Here is an 18,948-nt window from a genome sequence, read left to right on the forward strand (position 1 = left end):
AAACATCACTAACTTTTAAAATTTGAATCATGAAAAAATACCTTTTAAGCTTTGCTTTAGCTTTTATGAGTCTAACTGCTTTTGCACAGGCAGATTACGACAAAATAATGTCTGACAAAATCGCCAGAATTGAAACCTGTAAAACACCGGAAGATTTCCAGGCTCTGTCTAACGACTTCCAGAGAATAGGAAGCAAAGAAAGTACGAGATGGCTTCCGGCATACTACGCAGCTTTTTCTTTAATTCAGAAAGGAAGAGTCCTGATGAGAGAGGGTAAAATGCAGGAGCTTGATGTTATCGCTGATCAGGCGGAGAAACATCTTTCAATGGCTCAGAATCTTGCCGGAACTGATAATGCGGAAATTCATCTGCTGAGAAAAATGTCTTATTCCCTGAGAATGATGGTAAATCCTGCACAGCGTTATATGACAGACGGAGCAAGAGCTGCTGAAGAGCTTAATGTTGCAGAGAAATTAGATCCTTCCAATCCAAGAATTGCGCTGATCAAGGCAGAAGATACTTATTTTACTCCTGAACAGTACGGGGGAAGCAAAACGAAAGGACTGGAAATGTTTAAAGATGCTCAGGCAAAATTTAAAGCCTACAAACCCAAAACAGCTTTAGATCCTAACTGGGGAAAAGCTGAAGCAGATTATTTCCTGAGCTTGCCTGCAGAAAAAGCAAAATAGTTTTCTTTTTTTACGTAAAAAATCAACCTTCATTCGTGAAGGTTTTTTTATACCATTCAGAAAAGAAAATCAGCCCTTCGGTAAGAATTAATTTTTGATACCTTTAATAAAAACTAATTTTGAGTCAAGAAAACAGATCATGAAGCGTAAATACCTTACCACATTACTTTGGACTTCGTTAGGAACCACATTGTTTTTCTTTTTATTTTTTAATGATGAAAAGACATTCCGGACCTTTTTGATCACGCTGCTCCTGTCAACAATGTATTCTTTTGTCCTGGGATTTGGAAACGGATTTATCAATGAATTTCTCAATAAAAAATTTCCCTGGTCAGAAGCTACCCGCACAAGGGCTGTCTTAAGTATTGTTTCTATTATCATCGGAAACTTTATTCTGGTCTATTTCTGTAATTATATGAACTATGTTGTCATTCAGAAAACAGCCACTGCAGAAGAGTTTTTTTCATCAAAATATGGAGTTACCAATTGGTTTATGATCAATATTGCTCTGCTGATCTCTGCTTTTCTGCATGCGAAAAGTTTTATGGAGGAGCTGAAGAAGACTTCCAGAAAAGAAGTGGTGGAACAGAAGCTTATTGCCAAATCTGCCAATGCGCAGTTTGAGAGTTTAAAGAATCAGCTGGATCCTCATTTTCTTTTTAATTCATTGAATGTTTTGAGCTCCCTGATTGATGAAAATCCACGACAGGCACAGAAATTTACTGCTTCAATGTCAAAGATTTACCGGTATGTACTTGAACAGAAAGATAAAGAGATGGTGACGGTGGAAGATGAAATAGAATTTGCAAAAACCTATTGTGAGCTTTTAAAAACCAGATTTGAAGACAGTGTGGATTTTAGTTTTGATGTTCCCAGGGAAGATTATCAGAAATATGTGGTTCCGCTTTCTCTACAGCTGCTGTTGGAAAACTGTATCAAACATAATTTTGCGACATCATCAAAACCACTTACTATTAGAATTTTTTCAGACGGAAATACCCTTTGCATTGAAAACAATCTCCAGGTAAGAGAGCAGATCAAAGAAAGTTCCGGGATTGGTCTTGCCAATATTGTACAACGCTATTCTCTGCTTACAGAACGGAATGTCTTTATAGAAAAGTCTGAGGATCATTTTAAAGTAAAGCTTCCGATGCTTTTAGTTAAGCCACAAGTTTCCAATGAAGAACCTGAAGAAGAAGCTGCTGCTTATAAAAGGGCTCAAAAGAGGGTTAGGGAAATGAAAAAGTTTTATTCCAGCCTGATTACGTACTGTATTATTATTCCTTTTTTATTCTTTGTCAATCTTTTTACAAGTAAAGGGGAGTATTGGTTTTGGTATCCGGCATTAGTGTGGGGAATGGTTTTGGCTTTCAGAGCTTTCAAGATTTTCGGAATCGGGGAGTCCTGGCAGGAAAAGAAGATCAGAGAAATTATGAATCAACAAAAGAACAGAAGCAATGGAAAAATTTGATGAAAATGATATTCACTATCAGCAGGCAAAAAAGCAGGTGGAACAACTTACCGGGTTTTATGGACATTTATTCGTTTATGTGGCAGTAAACATCATTATTGTCTTTTATAATATTTCACATCTGGAACCGGGAGAAAGTTATTTTCAGTTTAAGAATTTCTTCACTGCCATTTTTTGGGGGATCGGACTTCTGGTTCATGCACTTTCCGTTTTCTTGCCAAAAATCGGTGCTGTAAAAAAGTGGGAGGAAGATAAAATCCGTGAAATAATTGATAAGAAAAAAGATCATTAAAAAACAGAACACTATGTGATTCATTTGAAAATTAACCTTAAAAACCTAACGGAAATGAATACTTTATCCATTCTATTTTATATTTCAATGACAGCCTGGTTTCTTACAGAGATATTGTATAAAAACATGCTGAAATCCGGTAAAGAAGACAAAAAAGATAAGGACAGATCTACTCTTAATATCTTATGGCTGGCCATTCCTTTTTCCATCATGAGTTCAGTAATCCTATCCTATAATACCCGTTTGCCGATCATTAAAGACAACTGGATTCTTTACCTTGGTGAGTTTTTCATTCTTGCCGGGATTATTTTCAGGTACATTATTATCAGGTCTCTGGGAAAATACTTTACAGTAGATGTTACCATCAGACAGGACCATAAAATCAAAAAAGAGGGTTTTTATAGATATCTGAGGCATCCTTCCTATGCTTTTTCCCTGCTAACATCACTTGGACTTGGCTTGTATCTCAATAACTGGCTTTCATTACTCTTTGCTTTTGTGCCTCCTTTTTTAGCTTTTGCCTACAGGATTAAAATTGAAGAACAGGCTCTGGTGGAGCAGTTTGGAGAAGAATATATCGCTTACAGAAAAAGTACTAAAAAGCTGATCCCTTTTATCTATTAAGTTGAAGTTCTTACCATTCAGGTATCATTTTCTACCGTTCGGTAATATAAAATTGATAGGAGGCTTTTTTCTGAACTACCTTTGACTCAAGAAAAAAACAAATTAACCTTTAAAACAAAACATTATGGAGATTTTACCTGATAAAGAAACAATTGCTTACAGAAAAGCAACAAGAAGAGTAAAAGAATTGAAAGAGTTTTATGGAAATCTTACTTCTTACTGTCTTGTAATTCCCTTTTTAGCTGTACTGAATATTCTTACCGCTCCCGGATATTTATGGTTTTTATGGCCTGCATTGGGCTGGGGAATCGGACTTGCATTTCATGCCGTTAATGTATATGGAATTGGTAAAGAATGGGAAGAAAGGAAAATAAAAGAACTGATGGATAAAGAAGAAAAGCCAAAAATAAAAACATTTTAACCTATAATAACTAAAAAAATTATACAATCATGGATTATCAAACTGCGTACACAAGAACTCAAAACATTAAAAAATTCTACAGAAGTATTTTTATATTTGCGGTAGTTGCTGTCCTTATTGCTCCAGACGATATTTTTGATGAAAAAACGATCAGAATTCAATTATTCGACAGATATGCTATACTTGGAATATGGGGACTTATCCTTCTTGTAAAAGCCTTAAAGCTGTTTCTTTTTGATTCCGAATGGGAAAGGGAAATGATTGAAAAAGAACTCAGAAAAGAGAAAAAGCCGATAGACTATTAAAATATCTGCGCTTTTGTCTACCTTTATTTCCCAAAATCTGAAAACCAAAAGTAAAGCTCAATGATCAAAACTGTCATTATAGAAGACGAAAAACCGGCTTCAAGGAAATTAGAAAGAATGCTGGGTAACTTTCCTGAAATTGAAATAGTTGCTAAAATAGAATCAGTAGAAGAAGGAGTTGCCTGGTTTTCTGAAAACGAACATCCCCAGCTGATTTTCTCCGATATTGTTTTAGGAGACGGTCTCTCTTTTGATATCTTTGAAAAGGTACCTACCAAAGGTTTCATCATTTATACGACAGCTTTTGACCAGTACACGCTGAAAGCATTTAAACTGAACAGCATTGATTATCTATTAAAGCCCATCCTTGATGAAGATCTGGAAGGCGCTGTAGAGAAGTTCAAATCATTCATTCCTGCCAGTGATACCAATGCTTCTCAGGATATCAAACAGCTGATCAGGAAGGAAAAATCAACGCTTTCCAGAGTTCTGGTTAAAATAGGTTATAACCTTAAAATTATACAGACTCACGAAATAAGCTGTTTTTTCAGTGAGAACAAAATCGTTTACCTTCAGACAGAAGACCGTACTTATCCATCAGATTTTACACTTGATGAGCTGGAAGACGTCCTGGATGAAAAAAAGTTTTTCCGTGTCAACAGGCAGTTTATTATCAGTTCAGATTATATCAAAAACATTCACACTTCACCTTATTATAAAGTGGATCTGGATTTTCAGCCGGAAGATGAAATTACAGTTAGCAGAGACCGGGTGAAAGACTTTAAGGATTGGCTGGTCAGCTGATAAAAATTAACACAAAAAACAAACGCCATGGATCTTATATTATTGATTTTTAAACTGTTTCTTTCTATTTTTTATCCCTAAAAAAGGAGAATGATCAACTGCCATAGAAATCGCTGGCAGATTTTATAAAATGGTGAAAGGCATCTGTAACTTCCTTCTTGTGCTTATAGCTAAGAGGAAAAGGAACCATATGGGAATATTCGTACGGAAAATCTTTGATTTCAATATCAACATTGATATTCCTGTAACCTCCCTGCAGCGTATTTAGGGCTTCCATTGGAGGAGCAACACTATCTTTCTCCAGTACATAAGCTTTGATTTGTGTCTGGATTTCCTGAATTCTTTCTTCCCTTTCTTTCTGAAAATAATTATAACGGAGCATCTTTTTAAACCAGCTTTCCTGTGGATGTAATGCTTCGGTCTGATAATGTTTAAGCCGGGAATCTGATTTAAAATCCGAGCTTAGAAGCTCCGTAAAAACAGACTGCATTTTGACGGTTGCTTGGGTATCCATAATGTATTTGGATATGGGAAACATCCGGTCGATCGTCATTCCACCGCAAAAGCAGAAAACTTTCGATTCGGAAAAGTAATGATCAGGATCAGCCATTTTGATGATCATGGAAAGGAAAGATCCTATAGAATACCCGAATAAATCTAATTTTGCATCCTGGGAAATACTTTTTAAGTGGCCGTTTTTGATATCTTTTACCACTTCGGTAATATCAGAATAGGTTTGAAGGCCGGACCAGAACATCCTTTGAGGATGAGCCTCCAGACGGGAACTTATGGCAGCATTTACATAAGAATAATTCATATTTTCAGGATACTTTTTCTTCCTGAAACGTACTACTTCCATCATGTGATGGCGATCGCTCCAGATAGGCTCTGCACGGTTCATATGAAAAGCGATAGGGAAAAGTATAATGGCTTTTTTCGTCCTTTGAGCCAGTTCATAAGCCCACGGAAGATACTTGTCCCATTTCTTCTCATTCAGGCCATGAAAGAAAAAAATGCATCCATCAGCTTTTTCAATATCTGCGCTCTTCAGAATGTAATATTCAAACCGTTTGTTGCATTCAATCTCAAAATCTTTGATGTCTACTGTAGGATGATGATAAAGAAGATATCCTTTTTCATTGATTTCCAGAGACTGCTGATGTTTATTGCAATGCTGATGTTCCGAACCGTACAGAAGGTCAGAAACTTTAGACTCAAAAGGAACTGATTCAATGGTTACATTCAGCTCCTTTATTTCAATTGTGCTTTTTCCTGAATCAAAATGACTCTTCAATACTTCATACAATTCACAATATTCCATAACGGTGCCATTGAGGGGTTCATAATTTATGAACTATCAAGTTAAAGAATTATTGCAGCAATCTGTTGGTTTTGAATGATTAAATGTATTCCAGGCATAAGAGAATATAATGTAAGCCAACATGTAGCACCATTTTGTAGATCTGTATGTCTTAACTATCTGTAATCAATCCTGTTGGATTCTGTATCTTCAAGTTGTTTTACAATAGATTCCGGAATCTCATCACTGTCAATCGGAAAACTGATAGAGTCGGAAATAAAATTTTTTCTGTCTGCTTTTCTGAAAATTTCAAACAATGCAATCGGCTCCTGGTTGAAGCTTATACAAGTACTTATAAAGTGGATTTCGTGGAGTTTATAGTCCGGGTTCTTAAGTTTCTCTTTAATATCTTTTATCCTTGAAATAAAATGCCTCTGGCGGATAAAGGTATTGCTGTTCATGATGATGAAAACATAATCTGAGTAGGCGGTCACTTTTCCAAAATATTTATGGTGATCACCGCCGCTTCTCTCAATAAAATATTCTCCCGTAGTTTCCGACTTATAAATTTCCATCGCAGAACGCCATATACGGTCTTCTTTCGCCATCAAAGGATTATCAGGCAGATTTCGGTTATAAGAATACCAGCAGCCCACCAAACGGTCTAATAGTGCTATATTCAGATTGACATTGTTCATTTCAATTCTCAGGTCATTAAAATTGAATGATTCCGTATTGGAATTAATGAAATCTATATAATTAGAATAACCCAGCACTTTGACGATAAGGCTGAGTTTGGCAAGATTTGGTCTGCTCAGAACAGCATTTTCATTCTGTCTGAATTTTTTCAGCTTATTGATAATCAGATGCTCATACAGATAATTTGTTCCCAGAAGATCAGGTTCTTTTTTTATCTTCTTTTCAGAATGATCACTTACAATCAGATCGTTCAGCTCAGCACTTATATAAGACCATTCAGTTTTGGTAACATCTTCCCAATTGTTTTTCTTTAAAAACTGCCGGCTTAGGAAATTCATAAGCTTTTCGAGATGCAGAATATCTTCCTTTTTCATCGGTTAATTTTATAAGACTAATTTAAGATTTTTATCAAACCAAAAAAGATTTATGAAAGACTTTTATATTGTGTAATCCATTGATATTTGAATAGAAAACAAATAGTAAAACAATGGAAACAAAAGTGATAGTAAAAGACGAATCTCTTTGGAAACGGATACAGGAGTTTTCTCTGGATGCTCCCGGCGTTGATTTTCCTTTCTCAAAAAAGCTGGCAAAAGAGGAAAACTGGAGCCCTGATTTTGTAAGAAAGGCGATAGAAGAATATAAAAAGTTTGTTTACCTCTGTTGTATTCTTCCCAACGGGGCTTCTCCCAGTAAAATTGTAGATAAGGTATGGCATATGCATCTGATCTATACCCGGAACTATTGGGAAGAATTTTGCCGGAATATTCTGAAAAAACCACTTCATCATCACCCATCCAACGGAGGAATTGCAGAAAGAGAAAAACATAAAAACTGGTTTGAAGATACTTTGGCAGCCTACAGGAAAGTATTTCAGCAGGAAGCTCCCGAAGAAATCTGGAAAATGCCGGAGAAGAAATCTAATGTGAAGTCCTGGATAAAAAAGATTACTTCCTTTGCTCCGGCTTTCATTTTATTGATGCTGTTCTCATGCACTGAAGGCAATGGATTTACAGGCTTACTCATAACAGGAGTTGTATTTGCAGTTATTTTCATTTTGGGAGTGGTTGTATCTGTCATCGGAGATCATGAAGCATCAGACCCCGATGGAAAAAAGAAAGCAGATAATGATGGAGGAAGCTGCGGCGGATCAAGCTGTGGTGGTGGCTGTGGAGGAGGCTGCGGCGGTTGTGGTGGTTGTGGCGGATAAAACTAATGATTATGAAAAAGATCATCATACACTCAGTTTCTGTTGCGATCAGCCTCATATGGCTTTGGACAACCTATCAGACATTTAATCCTGTCGCGCTTAAAGGACCCGATTTCCTTAAGTTCTACATTTTACTGATTCTTGGTTTCTATACCTCGACTTTTATACTCAATTCTTTTAGAGAAAAGATTTCAGAAGTGACATTTTATTTTAACGGCTTTATTTTTTTATTGGGAATCATAAAGCTGATAAGAGGAGTTGTATTGGAAAAACCTGTTGGATTTCTGGTTATGATTTTAATAGCAGAATGCATTGTTACATTGGTTTTTATGTCAATTCATTTTAATAAAAAGATTAAATAAAAATTTATAAAAAACAAACCCGAAACTAATGTTCCGGGCTTTATTATGTAGGGTTGATATTAAATACCTTTCTTTTCATTGGTCGGTTGGTGTCCATATTTCCGGACCATAACGGAAGTCAGAATTACCAGCATTAAGGCCAGCGTGATACTTGATTTTTCCGGATGTACAATGGCCTGATAAAGATTATAACCAAAAACTGCAGATACAAGAGTAATCAGGATATTGTTTGCATAAGCATACTGATTTTTTGAAGATGTTTTCATAGTAGTATTTTTTATTGTTATTTACTGAGTAAGTACGATAACTTAAAAAACGTTACAGAAAAATTTTAAAAATCATTTTCTTTTAAAATACTTAAAACCTCTTCATTAAGGAACTTGCGCCCCGAAATTCAAAAAACCTTAAGAGATCACCCCGCTGCCGATGAGCTCTTCATCAATATACCATGATGCAAACTGACCTTCAGCAATAGCAGACTGTAGCTCATCAAACTCAATGTAAAAGGCATTTTCAAACTGATATAAAGTTGCTTTCTGCAAAGGCTGTCTGTAGCGGAATCTGGCCATTACTTCCATAGATTCTCCATTCTGAAGTTTCATATCCTCACGTACCCAGTGCAGCTCTGAATTATCAATTTTCAATGCTTTTTTATGGAGACCCGGGAAATGGCTTCCTTCTCCTACGAAAAGGATATTGTTTTCCATGTCTCTGGAGATGATAAAACAGCTTTCTTTGTGTCCGCCTATGCCAAGCCCCTTGCTTTGTCCGATCGTGAAAAACTGGGCTCCCTGATGTTTTCCGATAACTTTTCCGTCGGATTTTTTATAATTGATTTTTCTGGATAAATATTCCAGCTCTTCTTCTTTAGAGGAAAATTCAGGTTTTTCTTCTGAAAAAAGAGGAGAATCTTTGAAAATTTCTACAATTTCGCCTTCATTAGGTTTCAATTGCTGCTGCAAAAACTGTGGAAGACTTACTTTTCCAATAAAGCATAATCCCTGAGAATCTTTTTTATCTGCTGTTACCAGCCCGATTTCTTTCGCAATTTCTCTTACCTGCGGCTTTGTAAGCTCTCCGATAGGGAAGAGCGCTTTTGAAAGCTGATCCTGGCTCAGCTGGCAAAGGAAATAAGACTGATCCTTATTATTGTCTTTCCCTGCAAGAAGATGAAAAATTTCTTTACCGTTTTCATCAAAAGTGGACGTTACCCTTGCGTAATGTCCTGTTGCAACCTTATCTGCACCCAAAGACATTGCGGTCTTCATAAAAACATCGAATTTTACTTCTCTGTTACACAATACATCAGGGTTGGGAGTTCTGCCTTTTTCGTACTCGGCAAACATATAATCAACGATACGTTCTTTGTAAAGTTCACTCATGTCTATCACCTGGAAAGGAATTCCAAGCTTTTGTGCCACCATAAGGGCATCATTACTGTCCTCAATCCAGGGACATTCATCTTCTAATGTTACGGAAGCATCGTTCCAGTTTCTCATGAATAAAGCCACTACTTCATGGCCCTGCTGCTGCAGCAAATAAGCTGTAACACTAGAATCTACGCCTCCGGAGAGGCCTACTACTATTTTCATTGTATTTCAATTTTACGAAACTCTTAACGGGAGTTCTTAGTTTGATGCGGCAAAAATACAACTAATAAAGTCGTAAAAAAACCATAATTTTAAACATTGATAAAAACGATAGTAATCAGAATTATTATCTAACCGGCTTATAATGTATGCCGGATGAATAAAATATCATCAAACAAATATATATCTAAATATGAAAAAGTTTATTATTTCTGTGATGCTGATAGGATCAGGATCAGTATTTTCCCAGGTTTCTGTAGGTGCACCGGTACAGGAAAACAGTAAATGGACCTTCGGAGGAGGCATCGGGGTAGGATTTGGAAGTAACAGTGCTTTTAACCTTTCTGCCTCACCCAGAGTGGGTTACAGGCTCACTGATGATCTGGAAGGAGGAGTAGTGGGAACCGTTTCCTGGCAGACTTCCGATTACTATAAATCAACAATGTTCGGGGTAGGTCCTTTTGTCAATTATTATTTTGCGAGATCATTTTATCTAGGAGCCAACTATCAACATTATTTCATTGATTATAAGGACAAATATTACGACTACAAATATAACACGGAAGAAAATGCATTGTATCTGGGAGGAGGATATATGCAGCGGATCGGAAATAATTCTTTTATGCAGCTGGGATTAATGTATAATGTACTCTGGAAGCAAAATTCCAGTGTGTTTTCAAGTGGCCTGGTTCCGACTATCGGTTTTGTGGTGGGGCTTTAATACCTGATGTATCAATAGGGACGGGCTTTAGCCCGTTCAGTACAATATTCAAAATACCATTGGCTTTAGCCAAAATTGATAAAAACAAAAAGCATCGGAAAATATTCCCGATGCTTTTCTATTGAATTAAATTATTTATTTTTCATTAAGACTGAGAAGATTTCTCAGCGGCTGATTTCTTTGCTTTCTGCGTCTTTCCAATCAGTCCGTCTTTAGCCTCGTTAAGGTCAAGAACTACGGTTTCTCCTTCAGATAATTGCTTGTTTACCAGCATTTCTGCCAATAAGTCTTCAATGTATTTCTGGATCGCACGTTTCAATGGTCTTGCACCGAAATCCTTATCCCATCCTTTTTCAGAAATAAAGTCTTTCGCTTCGTTTGTAAGCTCTACTTTATATCCTAATTTTTCAAGTCTGCCGTACAATTTGTTCAGTTCAATATCAATGATTTTCTTGATGTCATCCTGTACAAGAGAGTTGAAGATAATGATATCATCAATTCTGTTTAAGAACTCAGGAGCAAACGCCTTTTTAAGGGCATTTTCAATGGTGCTTCTCGCTCTTGTATCTGAAGTTGACTTTTTAGCAGATGTTCCGAATCCTACACCATCTCCGAAATCTTTAAGATCTCTGGTTCCGATATTGGATGTAAGGATGATAATCGTATTTCTGAAATCGATTTTTCTTCCTAAACTATCTGTAACGTGACCTTCATCAAGAATCTGTAACAGGATATTGAATACATCCGGGTGAGCTTTTTCAATCTCATCCAAAAGAACTACAGCATAAGGTTTTCTTCTGACAGCCTCGGTTAACTGGCCGCCTTCTTCGTATCCTACATATCCCGGAGGAGCACCTACCAGTCTTGACACCGCGAATTTTTCCATGTATTCACTCATGTCAATTCTGATCAAGGCTTCGTCAGAATCAAATAACTCTCTTGCCATTACTTTAGCCAGCTCGGTCTTACCAACCCCGGTTGTACCAAGGAAAATAAAGGTACCAATAGGACGGTTCGGATCTTTAAGCCCGGCTCTGTTTCTCTGGATTGCTTTTACAACCTTTTTCACAGCGTCTTCCTGACCGATTACTTTACCGTTCAGTTTATCATCCATCTGTGCTAATTTGTCAAGCTCGTTCTTACCAACTTTGGTTACAGGAACTCCACTCATCATAGAAACCACTTCTGCTACATTTTCTTCCGTTACGGTTTCTTTTTTCTCTTTTACATCTTTGTCCCATTTTTCCTGAGCAGAATTCAGTTCCATCTGAAGACGTTCTTCTTCATCTTTCAGCTTTCTTGCTTCCAGGTAATCCTGAGCTTTTACTGCTTTCTGTTTCAGTTCTTTGATCTCTTCGATTTTCTTTTCAAAATCAATGATTTCAGTAGGAACTTTCATGTTTTTGATATAAACACGGGATCCTGCTTCGTCCATCGCATCAATCGCTTTATCCGGTAAGAAACGGTCCGTAATATATCTCGATGTCAGATTGACACAGGCTGCAATGGCTTCCGGAGTATAAATTACATTATGATGCTCTTCATACTTATCTTTGATCTGGTTCAGAATCTGAATGGTTTCATCAATGGAAGTAGGTTCCACCATTACTTTCTGGAATCTTCTTTCCAGAGCTCCGTCTTTTTCAATATACTGACGGTATTCATCCAGAGTGGTTGCCCCGATGCATTGAATTTCACCTCTTGCCAAAGCTGGCTTGAACATATTGGAAGCATCTAAACTTCCGGTAGAACTTCCAGCTCCCACAATGGTGTGAAGCTCATCAATAAATAAGATGACATCTCTGTTTTTTTCCAGTTCCGTCATAATCGCCTTCATTCTTTCCTCAAACTGACCACGGTATTTAGTTCCGGCAACCAAACTTGCCAGATCCAAAGTGATCACACGTTTTCCGTAAAGAACTCTGGACACTTTTTTCTGTTGAATTCTTAATGCCAACCCTTCAGCGATAGCAGATTTACCAACTCCCGGCTCTCCGATAAGAAGAGGGTTGTTTTTCTTTCTGCGGGATAAGATCTGAGAAACTCTCTCAATTTCTTTCTCACGCCCGATCACTGGGTCCAGCTTTCCGTCTCTTGCCAAAGAAGTAAGGTCTCTACCAAAGTTATCCAATGTAGGTGTTTTACTTTTTGCAGAACCTAGATTTCCTGTAGGCTTTCTCATTTGCTCAAATTCTTCTCTCTCATCATCATCATCGTAAGCGCTCATCTGTGGAGATTGGCCTGAATTTTTAAGCATAGTCTGGTACTCTCTTGAAACTCCCTCATAGTCGATGTCATAAGCTCCCAGAATATTTGAAGTAGGATCCTCATATTTATAAAGAATACCTAAAAGCAGGTGAACGGTATTAATTTCATTGCTTTTATATTGACGGCATTCTAACTCTGCACGTTTAATGGCATGATCTGCCATCTTGGTGAAAGAAATATTGGTAACCTCTTCAGAAATAGGATTAAGACTTGCTGTATTTAAAGTTTCAATTTTTCTTCTGATTTGTGTTAAATCCGCATTAAGGTTTTGAAGGATTTCTTTTGCAGAGTTTTCCGTTTTTATAATACCTAAAAGTAGATGTTCTGTATTAAGAAATTCACTTTTCAGCCTTTTAGCTTCGCTTTTGCTTTGTTTGAACACCTGGCTCAAACCTTGTGAAAACTTATAATCCATAATATATCTCATTAGAACAAAGGCAACATTACCTTTTATTCATTATCTAAATTACAAATATTTTACCAAAAATCAATTAATGACTTTATGGCAGAAAAAAATTTATTATCTTATTGAAAATGATTAAGTTTGTATCCTTAAATTTTCCCCATGAATCCTGAACTTACGACTTACATCGGCTATTCTGCTTCTCTTTTTATCGTATTGAGTTTCATACTGAAAGATGTAAGAAAAATCAGAATTGTCAATATGATTGGCTGCATTTGTTTTGTCATTTATGGCTTCTTCAGCGGACCGCTCTGGCCGGTTATCATTCCAAACGGATTAATCTGCTTCATACAGATCTATCATTTAATACTAGGTAAGAAGAGTTCATGAGGAAAAAAATAATTACTTCGGCCTTTAGTAACCTGTATACGGATCAGAGGATCGAAAAGGTGTGCAAAACCCTTTTTGATAACGGATATTCCATAGATCTTATCGGGAATGACTGGCAAGGGAATGAAAAAATGGAGCGTCCATATCCATTTTCAAGGATTGCTCTGAAATCCAAAAGTCTGAAGACTGCTTATTTTGAATTCAACTGGAAATTATATAAAGAACTGAAGAAAAAAGCGGACAAAGATACTATTCTTCATGCCAATGACATTGATGCACTTCTGCCAAATTATCTCATTTCCAGAAAAATGAATATTCCTTTGGTCTTTGACAGTCATGAAATTTTCACGGAAATGCCATCGGTTCAGAACCGGTTTTCGCAGAAATTCTGGAGAGTGCTTGAAAGAAAGCTGGTTCCTCACATGAATCTTATGATGACAGAAAGTGAAAGCTATGCTGAATGGTTTCATGAACAATATAATGTCAATCCGGTAGTGGTAAGAAATATTCCGAGAAAAATTCTTTCTGCTCCTGAAATTTCTGAAAATCATCCTAAAATTATTTTGTACCAGGGAGCGATTAATCAATCCAGAGGAATAGAAAAAATGATTTTGGCGATGCATCACATTAAAGATGCTGTTCTGAAAATAGCGGGTGATGGTCCGAAAAAGAAAAATTATGAAGAACTTGTCATCAGGGAAAAACTTCAGGATAAAGTATTTTTTCTTGGCAAACTGAAGCCGGAAAATCTCAGAGAGATAACCAAAACTGCTGATGTGGGGTTTAGCCTCGAAGAGAATAACGGAGTAAGCTACTATTATTCACTTCCCAATAAGGTTTGTGATTATATCCAGTCGAGAGTGCCGCTTGTGATGATTAATTTCCCGGAAATGCAAAGGATAAAAAATCAGTTTGATGTAGGAGAAATTGTTCCTGATCATCAGCCTGAGACCATTGAAAAAGCGATAAATCTTGTCCTTCAGAGAGGAAGACTACATTATCAGAGTGAGCTGAATAAGGCCGCAGACGTTTTTTGCTGGGAGAATGAAGAGACAAAAATCCTGCAGCTTTTTGAAAAAGCATCCCGGCAATAAATTTTACAAAATTGGTTATCTTTGCACAAGAAATTGATTTAAAATGACCATTAAAGAAAAACAGCAGGAAATAATCGACGAATTCGCTTTTCTTGAAGACTGGGAGCAAAAGTATGAGTACATCATTGATCTTGGAAAAGAACTGAAAGGCTTACCGGAAGACAGAAAAACGGAGGAAAACCTGATTAAGGGCTGTCAGAGCAAAGTTTGGATTGATGCCGAATTCAAAGATGGGAAACTTTTCTTTAATGCAGATTCTGATGGTATTTTACCAAAAGGAATTGTCTCGCTTTTAGTAAGTATTTACAGTGGGCATTCCACTCAGGAAATCCTGGATTCTGATTTTGATTTTATTGCAGAAATAGGGTTACAGGAATTTCTTTCTCCTTCCAGAGCCAACGGACTGATGGCGATGACGAAGCAGATTAAGTTTTATGCAGTTGCTTACCAACTGAAATCATAACGGTGACCAGAATTTTAGCATATCGTTTTTCCGCATTCGGAGATGTGGCAATGACTGTACCTGTTTTCAGAGAATTTCTGGAGCAGAATCCAGATGTGGAAATTATTATGGTTTCCAGGAAAAATTTTGAGGCTTTGTTCGCAGGAATTCCTAATGTAACTTTTAAAGGAATTGATCTGGATGATTACAAAGGATTTTTTGGATTGAGAAAACTCAGTAATGAACTGATCCGTGAGTTTAATCCGGACTGTATTGCTAACCTCCATGATGTAATCCGGACCAAGGTTTTAGACAGAATATACAGAAGAAAAGGGTTTAAGGTCTTCAAAATTGATAAAGGTAAGGAAGAGAAAGAGCATCTTACGGATGTCTGGAATCTGGAAAAGGTACAGCTGAAAAAAACGGTGGAACGTTATGCTGATGTTTTTCGAGATATGGGATTCAAAGTAGAGCTTTCACATCAGCTCAGACCTATTTCAATGAATAAATCAGGGATCGGTTTTGCTCCTTTTGCCCAGCATAAGGGAAAAATGCTTCCTCTGGAAAAATCATATGAGCTGGCCAGGATTCTCGCCAGAAAACATACTGTGTATTTCTTTGGAGGTGGTAAAAAAGAAACAGAAACTCTTGAAAGATGGGAAAGTGAGATCCCAAATACCAAAAACCTCTCCGGAAAATTAAATCTTACTGAAGAACTTCATCAGATTTCTCAGCTTGAGCTTATGATTTCTATGGATTCCGCGAATATGCATCTTGCGAGTCTTGTAGGAACGAGATGTGTTTCTATCTGGGGAGCCACTCATCCTTATGCCGGATTTTTAGGGTTCGGGCAGAGTGAAGAAGATGTTGTTCAGGTGAAAGATCTTAGCTGCAGGCCATGTTCTGTATTTGGAGATAAGGAATGTTACAGGGGAGATTGGGCTTGTCTTGAAGAGTTTAATATCCAGAAGGTCGTGGATAGGGTTAATTTTTAAAAATAATCTTCACCATCGCTTCGGCTTTAGCTATATCAGAGTGGGTTCTTTCTAATGTTTTCTTTCTATTTTCGGTATCATGATACTCTTTTTCTGCTGAGGTGATAATCTGCTGGCGGATTTCCTTCATATCGGATCCAAAAAAGCATAAACTCTTTAAAACAGGATCATCTGTAATATTTTCAGAGATAATGATAAAACGACTGTTGTAAAGTGTATTGAAAAGCTTTACTTTGGTTCCTGAGTTCTGGTAAGAAATCAGAATGTTGGCATGAGCATTTTCCAGAAGCTGGTGGAGATTCTCTGTCGTTTGGATAGGAGTGAGCGTGATATTCCCAACTGCCGAAATTTTTCTTTTGATATCTTCAGTTGCACGATCTGAGGCTATAATCAGTTTATATTGAGGCAGCGTTTTAAATAAGTCAATGGTCTCATTCAATGCTCTTTTGTTATCAGCGGTGGTAAGATCACCGTGAAAAAGAAAATACTTTCCTTTTGTATCCAATACCTTTACTGATGTATTACCGTGAAAAATGTGAACAAGCTGCGCATTCTCCGAACAGGTTTTTACTTCCTGATATTCTTTCTCCGAAAGGCAGAATACGGTTTCAAATTGCTTTAAAAGTTTTTTCTGATATCCGGAATACTTTAAAGATTCAATTTTATAAATGATCTTTTTAAAAATGTTTTTTTCAGATAATGAGAGGCCTTTATAATACTCAGATTCATTGTTATGATAGCGGAGATAGAGCTTCTGGTCATTATTTCTCAAAAACCTTATAATATCTGTTGTCTGCAAGCCTTCGAACAAGATCGGTGCTTTATTCTTTTCTAAATTTTTAAGAAGGATATCAGAGTTTCTTATGGCTGCAGCAAAAGGAACTGGCGAGAAATAAAGCAAAGGATTCTTTTTCTTCCGGTAAAAAAATACATTTTCCGTAATATCTTTAATTTCTGTATCAATTATTGAAGGAACCTGGTCTGTAAAACAGTGCAAATGGATTTTTATTCCCAGATCAGATAAAGCCTTGATTTTATAATATACATCAATGATTCCACCATAAGAAGGAGGGTAGGGATAATTGAATGATATAATATGGAGTTCCTTCACGTTTAATTAATCCGATGCAGACAAAGGTAAATAAATATCAGGAAAAGTAGAAAGGAAGGTTTAATCAGGTTAAAAATAAAAAAATCTCCCAGAAATCTGAGAGATTTTTTGTGGGTCCTGAGGGATTCGAACCCCCGACCCTCTGGGTGTAAACCAGATGCTCTGAACCAACTGAGCTAAGAACCCGAATTTTTTTGAAAGGTTTCGTTTCCTTTTCTGTGGGTCCTGAGGGATTCGAACCCCCGACCCTCTGGGTGTAAACCAGATGCTCTGAACCAACTGAGCTAAGAACCCTCTAGACTTGTTCTCTTGTTTAGAGTGGTGCAAATATACGACTTATTCTTTAATCTCCAAATTTTTTTCTAAAAAATCTCCCACTACAAAGTTGCTTCCGCCGATAAAAATCATTTCTTCATTTGTACATCGTTCTTTTGCAGATAGATACGCCTCCTGTACAGAATCGAAAATTTTATAAAAAATTTTCGCCTCCTGAAGAAGGTTTTCATAATCTTCGGGGTGTCTTCCCCTGTTGATGGATGGTTTTGCGAAATAGAATTCAGAATTTTCAGGAAGTAATTTCATCACGTCATCTATTTTTTTATCATTTACAAACCCCAAAATGACATGCTTGTGACGGTCAATCGAATTTAATTGTGAAAAAACATACTCCAGACCTGCCTGATTATGACCTGTGTCGCAAATGGTAAGCGGGTGTTTTGAGAACTCAAACCAGCGGCCGATAAATCCTGTATTCTGATGAACGTGAAGTAGACCGTTTTCAAGATCTCCATCAGAAATATGTACTCCAAGTTTTCTTAATTCTTCTACAGCGGCTATCACTACTCTGATGTTTTTTTTCTGATAGTCTCCTTTCAGGTCAGATTCCAGATCTGTATTAATAAGAGTAGCATCTATCAAAGGGGCATTTTCCTTCGCAGCTTTCTCTTTGATGATATTTTGAACAGTTTCATTCTCGTCACCTGAAATAATGGGAATATTATGTTTGATAATCCCGGCTTTCTCCGTTGCAATTTCTTCAATGGTATCCCCGAGGATATTCTGATGATCCAGCTGTACATTCGTAATAGCCGAAATCAAGGGGTTAATAATATTGGTAGAATCCAGTCTTCCTCCCAATCCGACTTCAATAATGGCAAAATCTACTTGCTGCCGGTAAAAATATTCAAAAGCCATGATAGTAGTGAACTCAAAAAAAGAAGGACGGATATCTTCAGGAAGTTGTTTTAGTTTCTGAATAAAATCAAAGACAAATTCTTTATCACAATTTTTTCCGTTGACTTTAATACGCTCTGTAAAATCGATCAGGTGGGGAGAATTGTATAATCCTGTTTTGTAACCGGCTTCCTGAAGGACAGATGCCAGCATATTGCTTGAAGAACCCTTACCATTGGTGCCTCCGATATGAATACACTTTATTTTCTCCTGGGGATTTCCAAAGAAAGCACAAAGCTTTGTAATATTATCAAGTCCGGGTTTATAAGCCTTCTGCCCATCTATCTGATAGTTGGGCATCTGTACGAAAAGCCAGTCGATAGCTTCCTGATATTGTTCATTTGTCATGGTGCAAAATTCCCAAAAGTTTTTTTAAAATAAAATATAATTTTTCAATCTGTAACTTTTTTATATTTAATTCGTCTAATATTGAAAAATCTTAATATGAAATCGCTGTGATTTATAGGTTACAGTACTGAATGAACATGACACGATTGCATATGCCATTAAAAAACAAATAAACAT

21 protein-coding genes and 2 tRNA genes are annotated in these 18,948 nt (G+C 36.9%); 14 read left to right on the forward strand and 9 right to left on the reverse strand.

Annotation, left to right across the window (positions count from 1 at the left end):
* Positions 1–29: 29 nt before the first annotated feature.
* From EL165_RS16065 to EL165_RS16095, 7 genes are all read left to right on the forward strand, one after another.
* Positions 30–689, forward strand: a complete 660-nt coding sequence (locus EL165_RS16065; RefSeq protein WP_002982076.1) for a hypothetical protein — start codon at positions 30–32, stop codon at positions 687–689.
* Positions 690–828: 139 nt separating this feature from the next.
* The gene (locus tag EL165_RS16070) at positions 829–2,160 is read left to right on the forward strand and encodes a histidine kinase (protein ID WP_002982077.1); all 1,332 of its coding nucleotides are present in this window, start codon (positions 829–831) and stop codon (positions 2,158–2,160) included.
* Complete coding sequence (locus EL165_RS16075; protein ID WP_002982079.1) at positions 2,147–2,452, forward strand: 2TM domain-containing protein; 306 nt, start codon at positions 2,147–2,149, stop codon at positions 2,450–2,452. The genes EL165_RS16070 and EL165_RS16075 overlap by 14 nt, the downstream gene beginning before the upstream one ends.
* 54 nt (positions 2,453–2,506) lie before the next feature.
* Positions 2,507–3,076, forward strand: coding sequence for a methyltransferase family protein (locus EL165_RS16080; RefSeq protein ID WP_002982081.1), 570 nt, complete (start codon positions 2,507–2,509; stop codon positions 3,074–3,076).
* A 124-nt stretch (positions 3,077–3,200) separates the two neighbouring features.
* Complete coding sequence (locus EL165_RS16085; RefSeq protein WP_002982083.1) at positions 3,201–3,497, forward strand: 2TM domain-containing protein; 297 nt, start codon at positions 3,201–3,203, stop codon at positions 3,495–3,497.
* A 29-nt stretch (positions 3,498–3,526) separates the two neighbouring features.
* Entirely contained in the window at positions 3,527–3,802 is a 276-nt protein-coding gene (locus EL165_RS16090; protein ID WP_002982085.1) for a 2TM domain-containing protein, read from the forward strand.
* Positions 3,803–3,862: 60 nt separating this feature from the next.
* Positions 3,863–4,606, forward strand: coding sequence for a LytR/AlgR family response regulator transcription factor (locus EL165_RS16095; protein WP_002982087.1), 744 nt, complete (start codon positions 3,863–3,865; stop codon positions 4,604–4,606).
* 94 nt (positions 4,607–4,700) lie between these two features.
* Here EL165_RS16095 and EL165_RS16100 read toward each other — a convergent pair whose 3' ends face one another.
* Both EL165_RS16100 and EL165_RS16105 read right to left on the reverse strand, forming a co-directional pair.
* Positions 4,701–5,927 (reverse strand): DUF6051 family protein, encoded by a 1,227-nt coding sequence (locus EL165_RS16100; RefSeq protein ID WP_002982089.1) that lies wholly within the window; start codon positions 5,925–5,927, stop codon positions 4,701–4,703.
* A gap of 155 nt (positions 5,928–6,082) precedes the next feature.
* The gene (locus EL165_RS16105) at positions 6,083–6,979 is read right to left on the reverse strand and encodes a hypothetical protein (protein ID WP_002982090.1); all 897 of its coding nucleotides are present in this window, start codon (positions 6,977–6,979) and stop codon (positions 6,083–6,085) included.
* Positions 6,980–7,092: 113 nt separating this feature from the next.
* On the opposite strand from EL165_RS16105, the gene EL165_RS16110 reads away from it, so the two are divergent.
* Positions 7,093–7,815, forward strand: coding sequence for a glycine-rich domain-containing protein (locus EL165_RS16110; protein WP_002982091.1), 723 nt, complete (start codon positions 7,093–7,095; stop codon positions 7,813–7,815).
* Positions 7,816–7,826: 11 nt separating this feature from the next.
* Positions 7,827–8,177: a hypothetical protein gene (locus EL165_RS16115; RefSeq protein WP_050791161.1), complete on the forward strand. Its 351-nt coding sequence runs from the start codon at positions 7,827–7,829 to the stop codon at positions 8,175–8,177.
* A 59-nt stretch (positions 8,178–8,236) separates the two neighbouring features.
* On the opposite strand, the gene EL165_RS16120 is transcribed toward EL165_RS16115, so the two are convergent.
* Both EL165_RS16120 and mnmA read right to left on the reverse strand, forming a co-directional pair.
* Positions 8,237–8,443, reverse strand: a complete 207-nt coding sequence (locus EL165_RS16120) for a hypothetical protein (protein ID WP_002982097.1) — start codon at positions 8,441–8,443, stop codon at positions 8,237–8,239.
* 138 nt (positions 8,444–8,581) lie between these two features.
* On the reverse strand, positions 8,582–9,769 hold the full coding sequence (gene mnmA / locus EL165_RS16125) for a tRNA 2-thiouridine(34) synthase MnmA (protein WP_002982099.1): 1,188 nt from the start codon (positions 9,767–9,769) through the stop codon (positions 8,582–8,584).
* Positions 9,770–9,959: 190 nt separating this feature from the next.
* Here mnmA and EL165_RS16130 point away from each other — a divergent pair, with 190 nt between their 5' ends.
* A complete protein-coding gene (locus EL165_RS16130) occupies positions 9,960–10,487 on the forward strand; it encodes a hypothetical protein (RefSeq protein WP_002982100.1) in 528 nt (175 codons plus the stop codon).
* Between the two features lie 145 nt (positions 10,488–10,632).
* On the opposite strand, the gene EL165_RS16135 is transcribed toward EL165_RS16130, so the two are convergent.
* Positions 10,633–13,170 carry an ATP-dependent Clp protease ATP-binding subunit gene (locus tag EL165_RS16135; protein ID WP_002982101.1) on the reverse strand — a complete coding sequence of 846 codons (2,538 nt, stop codon included), beginning with the start codon at positions 13,168–13,170 and terminating at the stop codon, positions 10,633–10,635.
* 150 nt (positions 13,171–13,320) lie between these two features.
* Here EL165_RS16135 and EL165_RS16140 point away from each other — a divergent pair, with 150 nt between their 5' ends.
* The 4 genes from EL165_RS16140 to EL165_RS16155 are packed head-to-tail and all read left to right on the forward strand — an operon-like array spanning position 13,321 to position 16,079.
* Positions 13,321–13,548 carry a hypothetical protein gene (locus EL165_RS16140; RefSeq protein ID WP_002982102.1) on the forward strand — a complete coding sequence of 76 codons (228 nt, stop codon included), beginning with the start codon at positions 13,321–13,323 and terminating at the stop codon, positions 13,546–13,548.
* Positions 13,545–14,642, forward strand: coding sequence for a glycosyltransferase (locus EL165_RS16145; RefSeq protein ID WP_002982103.1), 1,098 nt, complete (start codon positions 13,545–13,547; stop codon positions 14,640–14,642). Before EL165_RS16140 ends, EL165_RS16145 begins: the two co-directional genes overlap by 4 nt.
* A gap of 43 nt (positions 14,643–14,685) precedes the next feature.
* The gene (locus EL165_RS16150) at positions 14,686–15,105 is read left to right on the forward strand and encodes a SufE family protein (RefSeq protein ID WP_002982105.1); all 420 of its coding nucleotides are present in this window, start codon (positions 14,686–14,688) and stop codon (positions 15,103–15,105) included.
* Positions 15,106–15,155: 50 nt separating this feature from the next.
* Positions 15,156–16,079: a glycosyltransferase family 9 protein gene (locus EL165_RS16155; protein ID WP_050791172.1), complete on the forward strand. Its 924-nt coding sequence runs from the start codon at positions 15,156–15,158 to the stop codon at positions 16,077–16,079.
* Here the strand turns inward: EL165_RS16155 and EL165_RS16160 are convergent.
* The 4 genes from EL165_RS16160 to EL165_RS16175 all read right to left on the reverse strand — a co-directional run bounded on the left by EL165_RS16160 (position 16,069) and on the right by EL165_RS16175 (position 18,771).
* Positions 16,069–17,190, reverse strand: a complete 1,122-nt coding sequence (locus tag EL165_RS16160) for a hypothetical protein (protein WP_002982111.1) — start codon at positions 17,188–17,190, stop codon at positions 16,069–16,071. The genes EL165_RS16155 and EL165_RS16160 overlap by 11 nt on opposite strands.
* A 111-nt stretch (positions 17,191–17,301) precedes the next feature.
* Positions 17,302–17,376: transfer RNA gene (locus tag EL165_RS16165), tRNA-Val, on the reverse strand.
* Positions 17,377–17,409: 33 nt separating this feature from the next.
* Positions 17,410–17,484: transfer RNA gene (locus EL165_RS16170), tRNA-Val, on the reverse strand.
* A gap of 42 nt (positions 17,485–17,526) precedes the next feature.
* Positions 17,527–18,771 (reverse strand): bifunctional folylpolyglutamate synthase/dihydrofolate synthase, encoded by a 1,245-nt coding sequence (locus EL165_RS16175; RefSeq protein WP_002982113.1) that lies wholly within the window; start codon positions 18,769–18,771, stop codon positions 17,527–17,529.
* Between the last annotated feature and the right edge of the window lie 177 nt (positions 18,772–18,948).

The sequence above is a fragment of the Chryseobacterium gleum genome, assembly GCF_900636535.1.
GTDB classification, from domain to species: domain Bacteria; phylum Bacteroidota; class Bacteroidia; order Flavobacteriales; family Weeksellaceae; genus Chryseobacterium; species Chryseobacterium gleum.